The 17,637-nt window shown below is 25.2% G+C and carries 14 protein-coding genes; 4 read left to right on the forward strand and 10 right to left on the reverse strand.

Annotated elements, in window-relative coordinates; all coding sequences use genetic code 4:
• The first annotated feature begins 6 nt into the window (after positions 1 to 6).
• Complete coding sequence (pnuC, locus tag ACQH25_RS02545) at positions 7 to 906, forward strand: nicotinamide riboside transporter PnuC (protein ID WP_425381672.1); 900 nt, start codon at positions 7 to 9, stop codon at positions 904 to 906.
• A gap of 77 nt (positions 907 to 983) precedes the next feature.
• On the opposite strand, the gene ACQH25_RS02550 is transcribed toward pnuC, so the two are convergent.
• The 4 genes from ACQH25_RS02550 to ACQH25_RS02565 form a co-directional block, all read right to left on the reverse strand.
• Positions 984 to 1,235, reverse strand: coding sequence for a restriction endonuclease subunit S (locus ACQH25_RS02550; RefSeq protein ID WP_425381842.1), 252 nt, complete (start codon positions 1,233 to 1,235; stop codon positions 984 to 986).
• Entirely contained in the window at positions 1,183 to 2,166 is a 984-nt protein-coding gene (locus tag ACQH25_RS02555; RefSeq protein WP_425381673.1) for a restriction endonuclease subunit S, read from the reverse strand. The genes ACQH25_RS02550 and ACQH25_RS02555 overlap by 53 nt, the downstream gene beginning before the upstream one ends.
• A complete protein-coding gene (locus ACQH25_RS02560; RefSeq protein WP_425381674.1) occupies positions 2,159 to 3,712 on the reverse strand; it encodes a type I restriction-modification system subunit M in 1,554 nt (517 codons plus the stop codon). Before ACQH25_RS02560 ends, ACQH25_RS02555 begins: the two co-directional genes overlap by 8 nt.
• 360 nt (positions 3,713 to 4,072) lie before the next feature.
• Complete coding sequence (locus ACQH25_RS02565; protein WP_425381675.1) at positions 4,073 to 5,569, reverse strand: YfcC family protein; 1,497 nt, start codon at positions 5,567 to 5,569, stop codon at positions 4,073 to 4,075.
• A 245-nt stretch (positions 5,570 to 5,814) separates the two neighbouring features.
• Here ACQH25_RS02565 and ACQH25_RS02570 point away from each other — a divergent pair, with 245 nt between their 5' ends.
• Together ACQH25_RS02570 and ACQH25_RS02575 are read left to right on the forward strand one after the other, a co-directional pair.
• Positions 5,815 to 7,578: an APC family permease gene (locus tag ACQH25_RS02570; RefSeq protein WP_425381676.1), complete on the forward strand. Its 1,764-nt coding sequence runs from the start codon at positions 5,815 to 5,817 to the stop codon at positions 7,576 to 7,578.
• Positions 7,579 to 7,727: 149 nt separating this feature from the next.
• A complete protein-coding gene (locus ACQH25_RS02575) occupies positions 7,728 to 8,591 on the forward strand; it encodes a hypothetical protein (protein ID WP_425381677.1) in 864 nt (287 codons plus the stop codon).
• 228 nt (positions 8,592 to 8,819) lie between these two features.
• Here the strand turns inward: ACQH25_RS02575 and ACQH25_RS02580 are convergent, their stop codons facing one another.
• Entirely contained in the window at positions 8,820 to 9,020 is a 201-nt protein-coding gene (locus ACQH25_RS02580; RefSeq protein ID WP_425381678.1) for a hypothetical protein, read from the reverse strand.
• 676 nt (positions 9,021 to 9,696) lie between these two features.
• On the opposite strand from ACQH25_RS02580, the gene ACQH25_RS02585 reads away from it, so the two are divergent.
• The gene (locus ACQH25_RS02585) at positions 9,697 to 10,161 is read left to right on the forward strand and encodes a hypothetical protein (protein WP_425381679.1); all 465 of its coding nucleotides are present in this window, start codon (positions 9,697 to 9,699) and stop codon (positions 10,159 to 10,161) included.
• Between the two features lie 85 nt (positions 10,162 to 10,246).
• On the opposite strand, the gene ACQH25_RS02590 is transcribed toward ACQH25_RS02585, so the two are convergent.
• The 5 genes from ACQH25_RS02590 to ACQH25_RS02610 all read right to left on the reverse strand — a co-directional run bounded on the left by ACQH25_RS02590 (position 10,247) and on the right by ACQH25_RS02610 (position 17,602).
• Positions 10,247 to 12,037, reverse strand: coding sequence for a hypothetical protein (locus tag ACQH25_RS02590; RefSeq protein WP_425381680.1), 1,791 nt, complete (start codon positions 12,035 to 12,037; stop codon positions 10,247 to 10,249).
• A 198-nt stretch (positions 12,038 to 12,235) separates the two neighbouring features.
• On the reverse strand, positions 12,236 to 13,375 hold the full coding sequence (gene mnmA, locus ACQH25_RS02595; RefSeq protein WP_425381843.1) for a tRNA 2-thiouridine(34) synthase MnmA: 1,140 nt from the start codon (positions 13,373 to 13,375) through the stop codon (positions 12,236 to 12,238).
• Between the two features lie 243 nt (positions 13,376 to 13,618).
• On the reverse strand, positions 13,619 to 14,980 hold the full coding sequence (locus tag ACQH25_RS02600) for a Sapep family Mn(2+)-dependent dipeptidase (RefSeq protein ID WP_425381681.1): 1,362 nt from the start codon (positions 14,978 to 14,980) through the stop codon (positions 13,619 to 13,621).
• A gap of 30 nt (positions 14,981 to 15,010) precedes the next feature.
• Complete coding sequence (locus tag ACQH25_RS02605) at positions 15,011 to 16,003, reverse strand: hypothetical protein (protein ID WP_425381682.1); 993 nt, start codon at positions 16,001 to 16,003, stop codon at positions 15,011 to 15,013.
• A gap of 81 nt (positions 16,004 to 16,084) precedes the next feature.
• Entirely contained in the window at positions 16,085 to 17,602 is a 1,518-nt protein-coding gene (locus ACQH25_RS02610; protein ID WP_425381683.1) for a hypothetical protein, read from the reverse strand.
• Between the last annotated feature and the right edge of the window lie 35 nt (positions 17,603 to 17,637).

A 17,637-nucleotide genomic window follows, 5' to 3' on the forward strand; every position in this document is an offset into this window, starting at 1 on the left:
AACAAAATGTTTAAAAATATAAAATTTAAATTTATAACAAGTAATAAAAATATAAAATCATTTTTATTACTAATACCTAAAGATTTTAACACGCTTCCATTTACTGGTAAGGTCGCTATTTTTTGTTTAGGAATTTTTATGGTATGAAATACATTTTTTGATTTGAATCATTTTGTTAATCCTGCTTTATATCCTTCGATTTGAACAATTATTAACCATCAAGTTTATCGCCCTTGACAACAAGCATTGTTATTTTTAAATGGTATTGCTGCTTTTACTAATGTTATTTGTATAATTTTGATTTCATTTGGTAAAATTTCTAATTTTTTTTGAGGTTTTTTTGCTGTTAGTATTTATGGTTGTATTGCTTTAGTTTGAGATTATATTGGTAGCATGCAATTAAATTTATTTTTTGCTTTACCTTTCCAATTTATTGGCTATAGTTTATGAAAGTTTCATTTAAATTCACAACAAGAAATAATTTCTAAACGTTTAAATTTAAAAACAAATGTTATTGTTATTTATTTTACCATTGTTTTAGCAGTATTTTTTTATTTTGAAATTCCTGAGTTTTCACGTGTAATTTTAGGTCATTATGATTTTGATGGTAATACTTTTCAACAATTGCTACCTCATATTTTAGACTCATTAACTAATGCATTAAGTATTGTTGCCCAAATTTTAATGTTATTACGTTTTCGTGAACAATGATTTTTTTGAATAATTGTTAATATTTGTCAAATTGTTATGTATTCAGGAGTAGCTCATAATCATTTAGATGTAAATCTTTTATTAATGTGATTTGTTGCTCTTGGTAATGCTTGTTTTGGTTTTTATCAATGATTTTTTGTTAGAAGTGAAGAAAAGGTAGAAGTTAAAAAAAATACATATCAATATTACTATTAGTATTAATTATTATTCATTTTCTTGTTAAATTATGTAAAACTTTTATTTGTATCTAAAAATCAGATAGAAACCATAAATTAAATAAACATATTATTTAAGTAATATTGTTTTTGTTTTGCTAATAAACTTAACTGTTCTTTGACTAATTCAATTTTCCTATCAATAATACTAAAAAAATGTGCAATCTTAGTTTGTTCTTGTAAACTACAAGTAATATAAATTTGAATATTTTCTAAATCTTTATTAGAAATTTCTAAGAATGTTGTTCCAAATGAATTAGTAATTAATACATTTCTTATTGTTATAAAGTCAATAATATAGGTATTTATGGTTTATTAATTTTCCTGTTCTAATGTTTTTTATTCCTTGACTAAATCAACATTTTTCTAAATTATTTATTGTAACTACACCAACAGGAGCTCTGCAAGTTAAAAGAATATCATTTTTCTTAGAAAAATTAAAATTTTTATCTGTAATAAAACGATCATATTTATTAAGCAGCATACTGTTATTTTTTGTAATAAAATTAGGAGTTATAAAAGGAATTTCATTTAATCATAGTTTTTTATTTTTTGTTGAAGGTGTTGAACCACCTCAAATTGTTGCTATTGTTCTTAATTTTACTTTTTGAAAATTATTTTCATTAATAAACTCTTTAAATCTAATTTGGGGATAACCTTTTTCATTAGCAAACATATTATTTAAGTAATATTGTTTTTGTTTTGCTAATAAACTTAACTGTTCTTTAACTAATTCAATTTTTTTATCAATAATGGTAAAAAATTGTGCCACTTTTGTTTGTTCATTTTTTGATTTTGAATTATAAAAATTAATATTTCCCATAATATTATTCATTAACTTTGGATTTCCATTTTTATTTACATGTTTTTTTGCTTCTAAATTAATTGAAATAGCAAATGAATAATTATTATAATGATCTTTTTTACCAATCAAAACTCCGCAAACATTAGATGCATAAAATTTTTCATTCACAAATCTAATAGTACCAGCATTAGCACCGTCAGTTGTTCAAATAATTTTATTTTTTTCAAAAAGATAACTATTAGTTCAACCCATTATTCCATTATTTGATGTTTGAGATGAATATACAGGAAAAAAATTAGCTTCTTTATTTTTAGAAAGTATTTCTTTACTTATAACGCATCCTCTTTTTAATTTATAAATTTCATTAATTTTATATTTTTTTCATTCATCATTAAATCCTTTAAATCTAATTTTTGGCACCAGAGATTTATTCATTATTAATCACCAAATCTTTTACCAGTAACTTAAATTCTTCATTTAATTTTTGCGTTGCTTGTTCATTAGTAATTAATTTATCTTGCAATTCTTTAATATTAATTATTTCTTTTTCTGCTGTATTATCAATATAACGAGCAATATTTAAGTTATAATCATTTGCTTTAATTATTTCGATCGCAACTAAATTAGAAAATTTAGCAATAGTTTTTCTGTTATTAAAAACATTAATAATTTTAATAATATTTTCATCAGTTAAAGTATTTTTATTTCCTTGCTTGGCAAATTCTTTCGAAGCATCAATAAACAAAATGGCATTATCACTTTTCCATTTTTTCATTACAATAATACAAGTTGGAATTGATGTCCCATAAAACATATTAGCTGGTAAACTAATAATAGTATCAATTCAATTTTTGGCAATCATATATTTTCTAATAATTAATTCAGCATTACCTCTAAACAAAATTCCATGTGGAATAACAACGGCCATGACACCATTAGCTGCTAATTTATAAATCATATTTTGAATAAAAGCAAAATCAGCTTTTGTTTTTGGTGCTAATTTGCCATAAGCACTAAATCTTTCATCGCTTAAAAATTTTTGATTTGCCGATCAATGAGAACTATATGGCGGATTGGCAACAATTATTTCAAATTCTTGTCCTTTAAAACCATCATCTTCTAGTGTGTCACCATGATAAATATCAAATTTATTATACTTTAAACCATGTAACATCATATTCATTCTTGCGATATTATATAAATTGGTTTTTAATTCTTGACCATATAAATGACCAATTTTTAATTCTTTATATACTCTTAATAGTAATGAACCAGAACCACATGTTGGATCATAAACCGTTTTAATTTCTGTTTTTCCTTGACTAACTAATTTAGCTAATAATTTAGAAACAGGTTGTGGTGTATAAAATTCACCTGCTGCTTTTACTGATTCAGAAGCAAATTTACTAATTAAATATTCATAGGCATCACCTAAAATATCAATTTCTGCATCGTTAATTTCAAAATTAATTTCATTAATTTTTAACATTACTTTAGCAATGATGTTACTTTTCTCGGTTTCTGTTTTTCCCAATTTACTAGAATCTAAATCAACAGAATCAAATAAATTTTCGAATTCTTTTGCTGATGCATGACCAACTGTTGATTCAATTAATTTGTTAAACGCTTTTCTTAAGATGAAGATATCAAATTTTCCACTATTAATTTTTTTATTTATTGCTTGTCATAAATATTCTGGTTCAATATAATATCCAACACTATCATTATCATATAAAACTTCTAAAAAATCATTGCGATATTTTTCATTAGTTAAAGCAGTGTAATAATCAATCCCTTCCATTGTTAAATCTTTTGCTATTATCGATTGGACATTATCTGATAAATAACGATAAAATATTAATCCTAAGATATACTCTTTATATTCGGATGGTTCCATTGTCCCACGTAACGTATTAGAAATATCTCATAACTTAGAAAACAACTGTTGTTGTTGGATATTTTGTTTTTCATGTGTTGTCATAATATCTTTTCCTAACTTTCAAACTTATTAATTAAAGCAATGATATTTAATGTTAACTAGTTTTACCTTGTTAGTAATTTTGCTGATAAATATTTAATTATTTTTACGATATAATTATATAAAAAAATGAAGGATAAACTTATTTTAAGAAATAGAATTAACAATTGAAAATTTAGAAATTAAAAATTATAAACCATATATTAAACATAGAAATGAAACTGATAAAAAACTGTTAGTCACACAAAAATTAGACAAGAAGTACTGTTTAAGTTTGGATTAGATAAAATTTTTGATTTTAATAAATATAAACATTATAAATTAGAAACATTTAATATAATAAATTTTATTAAATAATAAGTACTAAAAAATTGATGTTGGTAATAAAGTTCCAATGCTTAACATTAATAAAGCAAAGACAGTAATGCCAATAGTATATGGTCAGACTGCACGATAGAAACTCGTTAGTGGAACTTTAGCAATGGCAAGTCCTGCCATCATTACTCCTGCACTTGGTGCAAATAAATTAATTCAACCACTAGCCATTACAAAAGTAGTAATCATTCCTGAACCTAATCCTAACGGAATTACTATTTTTGAAACAATGGGAAAAACAGCTTTTGCAAAACCTGAGGTTGAAGGAATAATAAAAGCAATTACTAAAAAAGCAAAGAAACCAATAATAACAATAGCAAATCTTGGTAATTTATCAATACTTTGTAATTGTCCAACAACAACATGTTGCATTCCTGAGTGTTGTAATGATCAACCAATACCACCAGCAACAGCAATAATTAAAGCAACACCTAATAATTCTGAAGAACCACTAATAAAATTACGAACATATTTTTCTTCACCTTTTCAATCGATTGCTGCGATAATAAGTGAAACAAAGAAAAATAAAAATGCTAACATTTCAATATTTCAGTCACCAAATGCATTAATTTGGCTTGTAAAATATGGAAAGTAGTTAATTAATAAATCATGAAAATCATCAAAAATAGTTGTTCCGGTAATTTTTCCTCAAGGGATAATACAAAGTACCATAATTAAAAATGTTAATCCAAATAATGCTAAAATAATTTTACGACGTTTAGTAAATTCTGGAATTTCTTCATTATTAATAAATTCTTCATGATGTTCACTATGTAAATGAAAAACAACTGATTTTTCAGGATTATGTTTAACACGAATGGCATATCACATCACAAAAGCAATAGTACCAATTGTTGCTAAAAATCAACAAATTAAACGTCAAATGATACCATCACCAGGATTTAAACCACTAGCTTGTGAAGCTGTTGCAATAGCAAAGGGATTAAGTGTTGAGAACATAACACCAACCCCAGCACCTAATAAAATCATTAGTACGGCAGTAACAACATCAAAACCAGCAGCTAACATTGCTGGAATAATAATTAAATAGTAAGGAATAGTTTCTTCACACATTCCTTCGACAGTTCCACCAATTGATAAAATAGTCATAATTGAAGGAATAATTCAAATTTCTTTTCCGTTTAGACGTTTAACTAAACGACCAATTCCAGCATCTAAAGCACCTGATTTCATAACGATGCCAATGTAACCACCAATTACTAAAACAAAAATAATAATATCACTGCTACCAATAAAGCCTTTAATTGGCGCCAAAAATAAGTCCATGATCCCTAATGGGCCACCTTGTTGTCAAGGGTTAGTATTAGGATCTGGTGGTTGTGATTCATCTTGTAATCATTTACCAGTTGTTCCTGGAATCCAAGAGATAACAACAATTAGTGCAATAATAAAGAATAAAACGGTAATTGCTGTTGGCATTTTAAATGGAAATAAACGAAATTTTTTCTTTTTATTAATTTTCATAAATCGTTAATGCCTCCTCGTTAATTTTTTAAAAGTATTATTATATAATACACTATTTACTATCTAGATTAAAAGATATTTAATATTATTTTTTAATATTATTTTAAAAAATTAATTAAATATTAGTAGCATTTTAAAATAATATTAGTTATTATAGTTTCATATATTTTTTATTATTTTACTTTTTGTAATTAATTGAGGTGATTTTAAAGGTATATAGTTATAATAATTGAAAGGAGAATATTATGTTAAAACTTTTTAAGAAAAAAGAAAGGACAAATCATAAATTAACTTTATCAGAATTAATTTGGTTTGGTTTTAATTATACTGTTGGCATTACTTTTACTGCTAATTTTGTAGTTTTAATTAATAAAGATAGTTTAAACTTAGGTTCCCATATGATTTGAATTTTTTTAGTAGAAGGATTAATTGCAGGAACTTGTGCTTGATCTTTTTCAAGACTTTCACGAGTGCATCCAGGTAATAATGGTGCTGCCTATATTTATGTTAGAAGTAGTTATGGACGCTTCTGAGGATGATTAATTTCTTTTTTACAATATGCAACATTGCCAGTTATTGTCAGTTCGCAAATTGTATCAATGATTAGAATTAATTTTACTGATCAAACATCATTTTTGTATGCTAATTGGGGGGTTTGACAACATTTAGGGCTTGATTTAATTGGCATGTTAATTTATGGTCTAGCTTCTTGTGTTTTATTTTTAGGAATGGCTGCTTTTAAAAAATTTGTAAATATTTCTAGTTATTTAAAATGAGGAACAACTTTTTTATTAATCATAGCTACTATTGTGTTATTTGTGATGGCAGGTACTTCAAATTGAAGTATGACTACTTCTCATCAACAACTAACTGCTAATAACTTTTCACAAGCTTTTGCCATGTGTTTCTTTTTCTTTTTAGGATTTGAAACTTATTCAACAATTGGTAAAAATGTCAGAAATCCTGAAAAAAATATTAGTCGTTCGCTAGTGATTGTTATGATTTTATCTACTATTTTTTATATGATAGTAACAGTACTGATGATTGGTGCTGTAGCTGGTAATTTTTCAGATAATCCCAACTTGAGTATTTTTAAAATATTAGGAGAGAAAGCTAATGCACAATGATTAGGAATTATTGGGATACTTATCATGTTAATTTGCACCATTTCATTAAAATCTAATGCTGGAATGCAAAATGCTTTATATAGTGGTGCCATTTTAGAACCATTATCAGTTGAGGGGTATATTTCTCCTAAATATAAAGAATTATCAAAAGATAATATTCCATTTAAAGCTTCAAGATTAAATTTAATTATTACTTTTTCTTCAGCATTTGTATGATTAATTTTACCTGATATTATTGGATTAATAATTGATACCATACATCCTATTTATGATGATGCTAATAATTTAGTTTTAAGTTCGATTGTTAATTATGGAACATTAACTGCTGAAGCTGGTATTATTATGGTTATTATTTATATTTTTGTCCTTTCAATTGCTATTAAGTTGTCTCTTGAAAAGAAATTGAAAAAAAATATTGTTGAAATTGTTATTTGATTTATTGCATCAATTTTCTTAGTTTGACAATTTGAAGAGTGACTAAGATCATTAATTAATGGTTTAATTTCAGGTTCACATATGATTGCTAATGGCAAAGCAGACACTACCAAAGGAATATCTGCTGTTGCTTCTAATGTTTTACAATTAGTTTATTTAATTGCTAGTATTAGTTTTGCTTTAATTTGATATTTTGCTTATTATAAACCAATGCAAAGAAAAAGAATGATTAGTGATCCTAAGTTACAAGCAAAATTGGATAAAGAATTTAGAGTAAAAGATGATTGACCTTTTGTTGCAAAAAATTTACAAAATGAAATTGATAATTATTTAATACGCAATGTCCAAATTAATGGTAATGATAAAAATGCTAATTATACATTTGCTAAAAATGTTCGGCAAGAATTACTAATATCAGAAGGCGAATGGCGAGAGGACGAAGAATAAAAATATAATTTAAAGTGTATATTAATGGCAGAAGAAAAAATATAATGTATAATAATACTGAATTCATTTCAATATTATATTTGGGAAAAAAATTCTAAATTATGGTTATTGTATTGTGGTTCAAAATCATATTACTGGAGGTACTATATATGAATATGAAAAATATATTAAGATTAATGGGAGCACTTACCTTAACAATAGGAACTGCTACTTCAGTTGTAGCATGTGATCAATCATCTGTGGCGATGAACACTGATGTATCAAAACAGTTAGGTCTAACTGATGATAAAGGTCAAGGTGTACAAGAAGCAACACTTGATATATCATCTAAAGCAGATGCAGTGATTTGGTCTGTTCCTGCTTTGGCAACACCAATTACAGCTGCTAAATTATTAACAACAGCTGATAAAGCTGCTGATCAATCATGTTTTGATTTTATTACTAATGTTCTAACAGTTAAACCAAAAACAGGTTCAAAATTGGATGATGGAGTTTTTGATAATGCTACATTAACGGCAATTACTGGTGAAGTTACTCAGATTACTCCAACTTTAAAAAAAATGGATGATAATAAAGATTATGCCATTACTGGTGGAACTTTTAGTTTTCAATTTAAAAAAGGTAACGAAAAACTTGGTGATCTTTATAGTATTAAGTTAAAAGCTGATAGTACAAAAGGTGTTGTTAATGTTGCACTTACAACATTAGTTGCTAAAATTAAAGCAACAGATACCGATGTTGCTGATAATACTGCAATTCAATTTGAAATTGGTAAACCCGTTCCAGAAGCAGCAAAAACACCAGGAGTAGCAATAAAAATTCAGGGAACAACAGATGTAGTAAAACAATTTAATGCATTAAACACAGTAACTGGTTTAAAAATTACTGCTCAATTAGGAGAAATTACAGCTGCAGGTAATAATTGAGCTGCAGATGATACATTAAAAATAGTTTATAAAGCAGGTGATGTTACCTTTGCTGCAGAAACTACATTAACACTTGCTACTGCTTAATTTTATTAAATAATATTAATACTCTTTTTAAACTTATTAAAAGAGTATTTTTTTATTTCCAAATATTAGCTATAGTAGCTAATAAATGTTAGCAGCCTCCTTACAATATAATATTGTAAGGAGGTAATAAATTATAATTATTGTAGTGAAATTTAAATCATATTATTGAGTGTATACTATATATATGAATATGAAAAATATATTAAGATTGATATGGGAGCACTTACCTTAAACAGAAGCTACTACTTTAATTGTTATTTGTGGCAATGGTGAAAAAACGCCAACTAATTCATATTTAAATGGTAAATACGCTTTCTTATTAGGATGATATAGTGATGAAAAAACAAGTAACATTAATGAAGTATTAGTTTTGATAAACTTGAAGTTTGTTTTATTAGTGGTGATCCTACTAATATTATTAAAGAACATCTTTTTAAATAAAAATTATTAATTGCTGGTGCTATTGAAAATAAGTTTAAAGCAAAAGATGCTGATGTTGCAAAGTTTTTAGTTGCTTTAGGTTTTAAATTAGGTAATGAAAATCAAGATTATTCATAAACAGATACTGATGCTATTGCTGATTTAACTGTAACAATCAAAATGCTTTATCTAGACAAAATAGCAATTACAGATACAACTGGCTTTAAAATTACTGCTGCTTGTTAAATTGATATTATGACTAGTAGAAGTGCTAGTTCAGTTGTTAGTTGTTATACTATTAATATCAAAGCAACAAATTAAAGGTTACATAAAACAAAATTTGATTCTTTAATTAAATTATTGAATACATTTATTACCATGAATTTTTTCTTTCACTTACTCAAAGCAATGAAATAACAATTTTTTAGGAATAACCTACCTTTCTAAAATTACATTTAGATACTATTATTTTGCCAATAATTGCTTTGAATAATCCTGTTACAGCATAAAATTTTAATTTTATTTATTAAATTAGATAAATAATAAAATAATGTATTTTATTATCATATTTACTTTATTTTTTATCAATTTAGTTGTAGAATTAAATAAAAAGTAATACTTGATTTTGTAAATCCCTTTTTAGTTATTTAAATTGAAAAAGAATTTATTTAAAGGTGGTAATTAAATGGCAAATAAATCATATTATCCTAATGATAATAAGCAATTAAAAAATTGTAAATTAGAAAAGTATAAAATTGATAATAATTATCAAATTTTATATAAAGTAGCAACAACTTATAATGATGGTGAAATTAAAATTTTAAAAACATTACCACTTGAAGAAGTAGCTAAAGATGCCACTGATTTTTTCTTTACGCTAATGAACAATTATCAATGTGATAATTTTGTTATGTATTATGAAAATAATTATGATATTCAAAAAGTTATTAATTCAATTTCTAATCAAGAATTAATTTTTTCTTCTGAACAATTACTTTTTTTCAAAAATTTTTTTATTGCTATTAAAAATGCTAATATTACTTTATTTGATAGAAATATTAAGCCAATTATTAATACAGTTAATAGTAATATTGATAGTGCTAATAGTATGAGTAATAGATTTCAAACTAAGCCACGCATTTTAAATTAACAAAGTATATTACAACTTACAAAATTTATTATCAAATAGTCCAATCAGAAAGTTTAAATATTTCATCTTTTATTTTTATTATTTTTTATTGACTAAAGATACCCATATAATCACTTTTGGCTCATGAGCCAATTCTATTTGTAACAATTTTTATCCCTTGACCTTGTGATAAACCTCAAAAAAAATTATTAATTTCTGGAAAATGATTAATTATTACTGATATTGCTGTATTATAATCTGTCTCTAAAATATCACCACCTAATGATGTGTTATTTACTTGTGTAAATTTAATAATAATGTCATAAAATAATTTTTGAAGTTTATCTTGATTTTCATCTTTATAAATTTGTTTCATATGTAAAAAAGTATTATAACTAATTTTTATTGTTATTCAATCATGAGCTAAAGTACGATTTGCTACTTCAAATTGATTATCATTATTAAATATTTGTTTATTGAAAATTTCTTTAAATTCTATTTCGTTAGTTGCACATTTATAGGGATAATTTTTTTTAGCTAAGGCAAAAATATTGCCATTTGTATCAAATGTTGTATAAGTAATAGATCTTGATAATCCTTTCATTGCTTTAAATTCCATTTCATCAGCTAGACATTTATAAATTCCATTTTTAAATTGAGCATAAATATTATTATTTTTATCAAATTTTAAAATACAAGGTATTCCTGGTCAACCTGTCATTAATTTAAATTCCATGTTGTTATCTGCACATTTATAAATATGACTGTCAATATCTATCAGATAAACAATATTATTTTTATTAATAACTATTTTTCTTGGTTTATAATTTTCCTCTATTGTCATTGCCTTAAATTCCATTTCATCAACTAAACATTTAAAAACACCATTATTTGTTAAAAGATAAATATTATCTTGATAATCAAATTCGATACTAGTTATACTGTCATTGTTTGGTACCATAATTTCTTTAAATTCGGTTTCATTAACTAAACATTTAAAAATTTTATTATATAAGTTTAATACGTAAATATTATTTTTGCTATCAATTTTTAATTGAACATTATTATTAATACCATTTTTTTCTGGTAAACCAGTTATTTTTATGAATTTATTTTCTGCAAATGAATATTTATAAACAATTGTCGTAAAATTATAAAAATTTTTACTTAATACATAAATATTACCAATTTCATCAACAGTAAAACGATATGACTCTGCTGTAAGATTATCATTTTGTTTTGATTTATAATCAATTAAAGTAAATTCGGTTTCATTAACTAAACATTTATAAATTTTTTTATTATAAGGATTTTCAATAGTTATTGCATAAATATTATTTTGTGAAAAAAATAAGTATATTTTAAAATCATGTTCTTGATCTAAATGAATACCACCGATTTTATTAAATTCAGTATTGTTATTTAAACATTGATAAATACCTTCTTCACTAGATCATACATATATGTTGTTTGCTTGATCAATTTTCAGATTTGTAAACGAAAAAATACTAGCATTTGATAATACTTTCATTTTTACAAATTTAATTTTGTTATCAGGACATTTGTAAATGCCATTTTCTGTTAAACTATAAATGTTATCTTGCGTGTCAAATTTTAAATCTACTATTTTTTCATTAATGCCTTCCAATTTGATAAATGTATTTTTATCATTATTATATTTATAAAGACCATCATCACTTTCTGCAAATATTTCATCTTTATGATTTTTTATTCAGTGATTAAAAATAAAATCATGATTATTTTCATGAACAGTGGTTTGCTTATTTGTGAGTAATTCTTTTTTAACTAAATGATTTTTGGTTGTATTAAAACTATTACTTAAGTTTCCTATTGTTGGCAGTGCAAAAATACTTAATGCTGTTAATATTTTTTTCATTAAAATTCCCCTTTTTTTGTTTTTTTCTATAATTTGTGCTTAAATTTATATTTAAGTTATTTAAATTTTAAAAACATTAAAAGGAAAATGCAATAAAATTATCAATAAAAATATGAAAAAATGAATAATAATCTTTAATTATTAATATCAACATTATTTATTATAGTTATATTAAAATATTTCGTTATTTAAAATTGATTAGCGAAATATTTTATCAATAACTCCGCCACCAAGACAAATGTCTCCATCATAAAAAACAGCAGTTTGACCAGGAGTAATAGCACGGATTTTTTCTGAAAATTTGACTTTAATTTCATCATCATTAATAACACTAATATTAACAGCAACATCAGTTTGACGATAACGAAATTTTGCAAAACAAGGTACATCATTTTTTAAATTAACATTGTTAATTCAGTTTAATGATTTAACAGTACAGTCACTATTCATTAGTCATTTATTTTCATTGTCATTAGCAACATAGAGAATGTTATTAGTAACATCTTTATCAACAACAAAATAAGGAACTTTCATGCCAGAAAGATTAATTCCCTTTCTTTGGCCAAGTGTGTAATAGTAAACACCATTATGGTTACCAATAATAATTTTAGTATTAATATCAATAATTTTGCCAGGATTAGTCGGTAAGTAGTTAGTTAAAAATGTTTGAAAATTACGATTACCAATAAAACATATTCCTGTAGAATCTTTTTTTGTTGCTGTTGGTAAATTATATTTTTTAGCTAGTGCTCTAACTTCAGTTTTAGTTTTATCACCTAATGGAAATAAACTGTATTTTAGTTGGTTTTGTGTTAATTGACATAAAAAATAGCTTTGATCTTTATTTTGATCAATTCCTTTTAATAATTGATATTGTTTAGTTATTGGATTGTAATTAATTCGCGCATAATGACCCATTGCGATATAATCTGCTTGTAAGTTTTTTTGCGCATATTTTAAGAAAGCATCAAATTTAATATATTTATTACATAAAATATCAGGATTAGGAGTACGACTTTTTTTAAATTCGCTAAGAAAATAAGTAAAAACATCATCTCAATATTCTTTAATAAAATCAACTCTTGCTAATTTAATATTTAGTTTTTTACAAACCGCTAAAGCATCAAGATAATCTTGTTCTTGTGGACAAATGTCATGGATATTATTGCCTGCTAGATCATTATTTAAAAGTGAGTCTCAATTACGCATAAAAAGACCAATAACTTCATGGCCTTCTGCTTGTAATAAGGCAGCGGTAACTGATGAATCAACACCACCACTCATTCCAACAATAATGCGTTTTTTTGTTTTCATTTTTGTTACTCCCTGATTGTTTAATAAGTGCTTAATAATTGTAACAAAAATATCAGAAATACCAAAATAATTATTAATAGTATAATTTATATAATAAAAAAGTAATCAAGATCATCTTTAAATTTTGATAATTTTAAAGATAGTCAAAAATATAATATCAAATATCAAGAACACTATTATTTAATATTATTCTAGTTGCTTAAATATTAACCATTTAGTTGATAAAACAAAAATAGTTACCATTTTTGATAACTATTTTTTTGATTGTTATAGTTTTTTTGGTTCTAAATTACCTAGTGTGCTAATAGCACGGACATAAATTAACATTGCTTTTCATAATTCATCAACTTTAATACATTCATTATATTGATGCTCAGTAGAATTGTTGTGATCAAATATTGCTCCAAATGCTACACAGTTTGGCATTGCTCTAGCGTAAGTACCACCACCAATAGCAATTGGTTTTGCTTTGTTATCACCAGTAATATTTTGGTAAATTTCCATTAATTTAACAACGATTGTTGAGTTTTGTGGCATGTATAATGGTTTATCATAATGTTGTTGCTTTATTATTAAGTTATAAGGTGTTAATATTTTTGTTAATCTATTTAAAATTTCTTGCAAATCAGTTTTAACTGGAATACGGATATTACATCCTAGTTTTGAAGTTTTATTATTAATTTCAACAATACCAACGTTAATGGTAAAACTTCCTGATTCATCATCTAAATCACCAAAATAGTTACGTAAAGATGTATCTTCTTGTAAAATATCACCAACAAATTTAACTAAATTATGATCAATTTGCATTTCATTTAAAATTAATAAACTTCTTAATCCAGCATTAATTCCTTCATTTGGTCGTGAACCATGAGCTGGTTTACCATGAATGATAATTTGTTGCTCATTATTTTCAATTCGATATTTTTTATTATTAGCGATCTTGACAAATGATTGAACATCAACACCACTAATAGCACTAGTAGCACAAGTAACATTATATGCATCACCACCATTAATGATAATTGATTGATGACCTGTGCCAATAATATCTAAATTAATAATTCCTTTTTCAGCGTATACTAGTGGAAACATACCATCAGGAGTAAAACCAAAAGTTGGAGTGCCTTCTTCTTTCATATATGTATTAATTGAATCTCATGTTGTTTCTTCAGTTAAACCAAAAATAATTCTAATGCGGCGATTTGGTTGGTAACCATGATCTTTTAAGTATTTTAAACAGTATAAGATAATAATTGTTGGGCCTTTATCATCTAGTACACCACGTCCGTATAAAATGCCGTTAATAATTTCTGGTGAGAAAGGTGGAATTTTTCATTCTTCTAAATTACCAGGTGGTACGACATCAAGATGACCTAACATTGCAAATATTTCTTTACCTTCACCATATTCTAAGTATCCATATTTGTTATTTTTATGACGATAAGTTTTAAAGCCTAATTCTTGACCTAAATTAATGGCATAATCTAATACTGCTTTAACGTTAGGACCATAAGGTGCTGTTGCTGTTGCTGGTTGTGCGTATGATTGGATTTTAACAATTTCTTTTATTTTTGTTAGTGCTTGCGGAAAATATGCTTCTTTTAGTAATTTTTCATTGAATTTCATACTTAATTCACTCCTCATTAATATTTAAATTTAAATAATAGTATTAGTTATAATATCAATTATTAAATCATTTAACAATAATCACGACTTATTTGTGCAAGATAAATGATTATTTGTTATTTTTATTTGTTTATTTTTAATTAATTTGTTAATAAATGGTTGTTGGCAAAAATGATCATTATTATTAATAGGTATTCCTTTTTTTAATAATAAACCTTGTCCTAACTTGTACATTAAAGTTTCATTCGCTGATAAAACATTAATTTTTTGTTTGCTATTATTAATTATTAATGTTTGCTTTTGTGTTTTAATATATGAAACAGCATTGCGACCAATACCATAGTAGTTTTCTAATAAACAATAGCCAATAATATATTTTGATTGATTATTAGGATTATTAGTATAACTATAGTATTCATAGTTATCATATTTTTTCTTTTTTAGAAAATTATTAATATTTTTTTTAATGTTAAGATTTTGGTTTTTATTATAACTGTCATAACTAATATGAGGGGTTTTTAATTGGATACATATTTGTAAATCATTGTTAACATCAATTATTGTTTGATGAGGTAAATTGTATTTTAAATCAATTGAAAAATTAGTAAACTTTAAATTAATAGCACCATTAATTAAGTTAATACTTTGTTGACAATGATAGTTACTACTTAATTGATTTTGAAAACTAATAATTTTTCAAACTAAACGATTAATCTTGAATTTTGACAATAATTGTAAAGTGATAACATTAGTATTATTAATAGTGCACTCAAAGTTATATTGTTCAATAGTAAGGCTAAAAGGGTTAAGTAGTATTAATAATTGTTCTAAAAAAATAATAGGTAATACTGCTTTGCTTTTATTAGCAAAATAAATAGTTTTTAATTTTAATTGATAGTTATTAGTTAGCAATATTAATTGTTTATTAATATTTTCAATAAAATAATGATAACTAGTAATTACTTTGTTTTTAAAATTAGGTATTTCTATATATAAATGTTCAATAGTAGTTTGGGTATTCATAAGTAAATGATACTATATTTATTGAAAAATATTGTAGTAAATAATAAAAAACTTTATTTTACCAATAAAGTTTTTTATTACTTATGTTCTTGCTTTTCAGTTTTGTTCTTTGATGATATTTTTGTTTCCTTTTGAAGAAATTTTAGTTTTTCAAGAAGGATAATTTTCACCTTTACTTTTTGCATTAACAATGTTCATTGGATCTAAATTATATAATTCAGTTGTTCCTTGTTGACCGATAGGACGATGAAGAACAATTGTTCACGAATAAGTTTCGATATTATCTGCTGCTGCATAATCAGTAGTGAATGCATCATGAAAGATTCAAGCACCAGCATAATCTTTACGATATAATTTATTACTAACACCATCAATTATTTCAGCTTTTTCTCAGGCTGTTTCAATTTGTTCTAATGTTCAGTGATGTTTAGTAACTTTTGGTGCTGGCATTGCTGGTTTAGTATTTTTAATTTTCAGTTTAGTTGCAATTGGTGCTGACTCTGGTGTTTGTTGTGTTGTGGAAGTTGCTAGCGGAGTTGCTACTTCGTTAAGATGAGCTGCTGGTTCAATTTCAGGTTCACTATTATCTTTGATATCAAAACCACCTTGATTTTGTGGTTGATAATTAGTATCAATCTTAACATTTGTTGCTGTATCTGTTATCGCTTCTGCTTTTGATTGTGAAGATATTGAGGTTTCTTCCTCTTCACTACTGTTGGATGTTGGTTTATGATTATTAAGAGCACCTTCTGTTGGTGGTACTGCTTCAGCATGATAAGCGCCCTGCATTGGTACTGCTTCTAATTCATGATTAGTATAATGAACAGTTTCTGTTTGGGGATTACTAACTATTTTTTCTTGTTGTAAATTAGTATTAGTTTCTGGCATTGTTGATGATGGTTCTTGATTTTTTGATACCGACATCATATCAGGTAATGTTATTGTATTATCAGCTTCTTGTTTAACTATTAATGTTTCTTGTTTTATTTTTTCTGGTTTAGCAACAGGCATTAATAGTGCATTTGATTTATATTTAGAAGTAATATTAATAGTTAATCACAGGCTATGAATTAAGACAAGTAGGGCAAATAGTACTGCTAACATTCATGGTAAAAAAGTTATGATAAAATTACCAGTAGTATTAGTTATTTCACCATCTTCTTTATTGGCTAAGAAAGTAAAAGTTTTGAAGCGAAAGATAAAGAAAACAAAAAGAAAAATAATAAATATTGCTGTAAAAATAAAACTTATTAAGCCAAAAATTGTTGAAATGCCATTTTTAGTTTTTAGAAAAATAAAAGGTACTACTACTAACATTAAACTTAAACCAGAAATGATAAAAACAATGATGCTTATTTCATTAAAATTAATTTTTAAATTAGAATTAACTTGCTGTGTATCATTGAATCATTTAATATAATTATCAATTGCATCTCGTGTAATAGTTACTCATAAAGCTCAACCTATTATTAAGCTTGCCGCAATTAAGCTGCCATTAATAAGTATTGTTAATTTGCTGTATAGACCAATACGATAAAGTTTTGGCTCTTTCATTGCAGTTGTAGCCGGTATTGAACTAGAATTTTTTGGTTCTGCCATAAAAATACCCCAATCTATTTTAAAATAATTACTCT

It is taken from the genome of Spiroplasma endosymbiont of Polydrusus pterygomalis (assembly GCF_964030825.1).
Classification (GTDB): Bacteria; Bacillota_I; Bacilli_A; order Mycoplasmatales; family VBWQ01; genus Spiroplasma_E.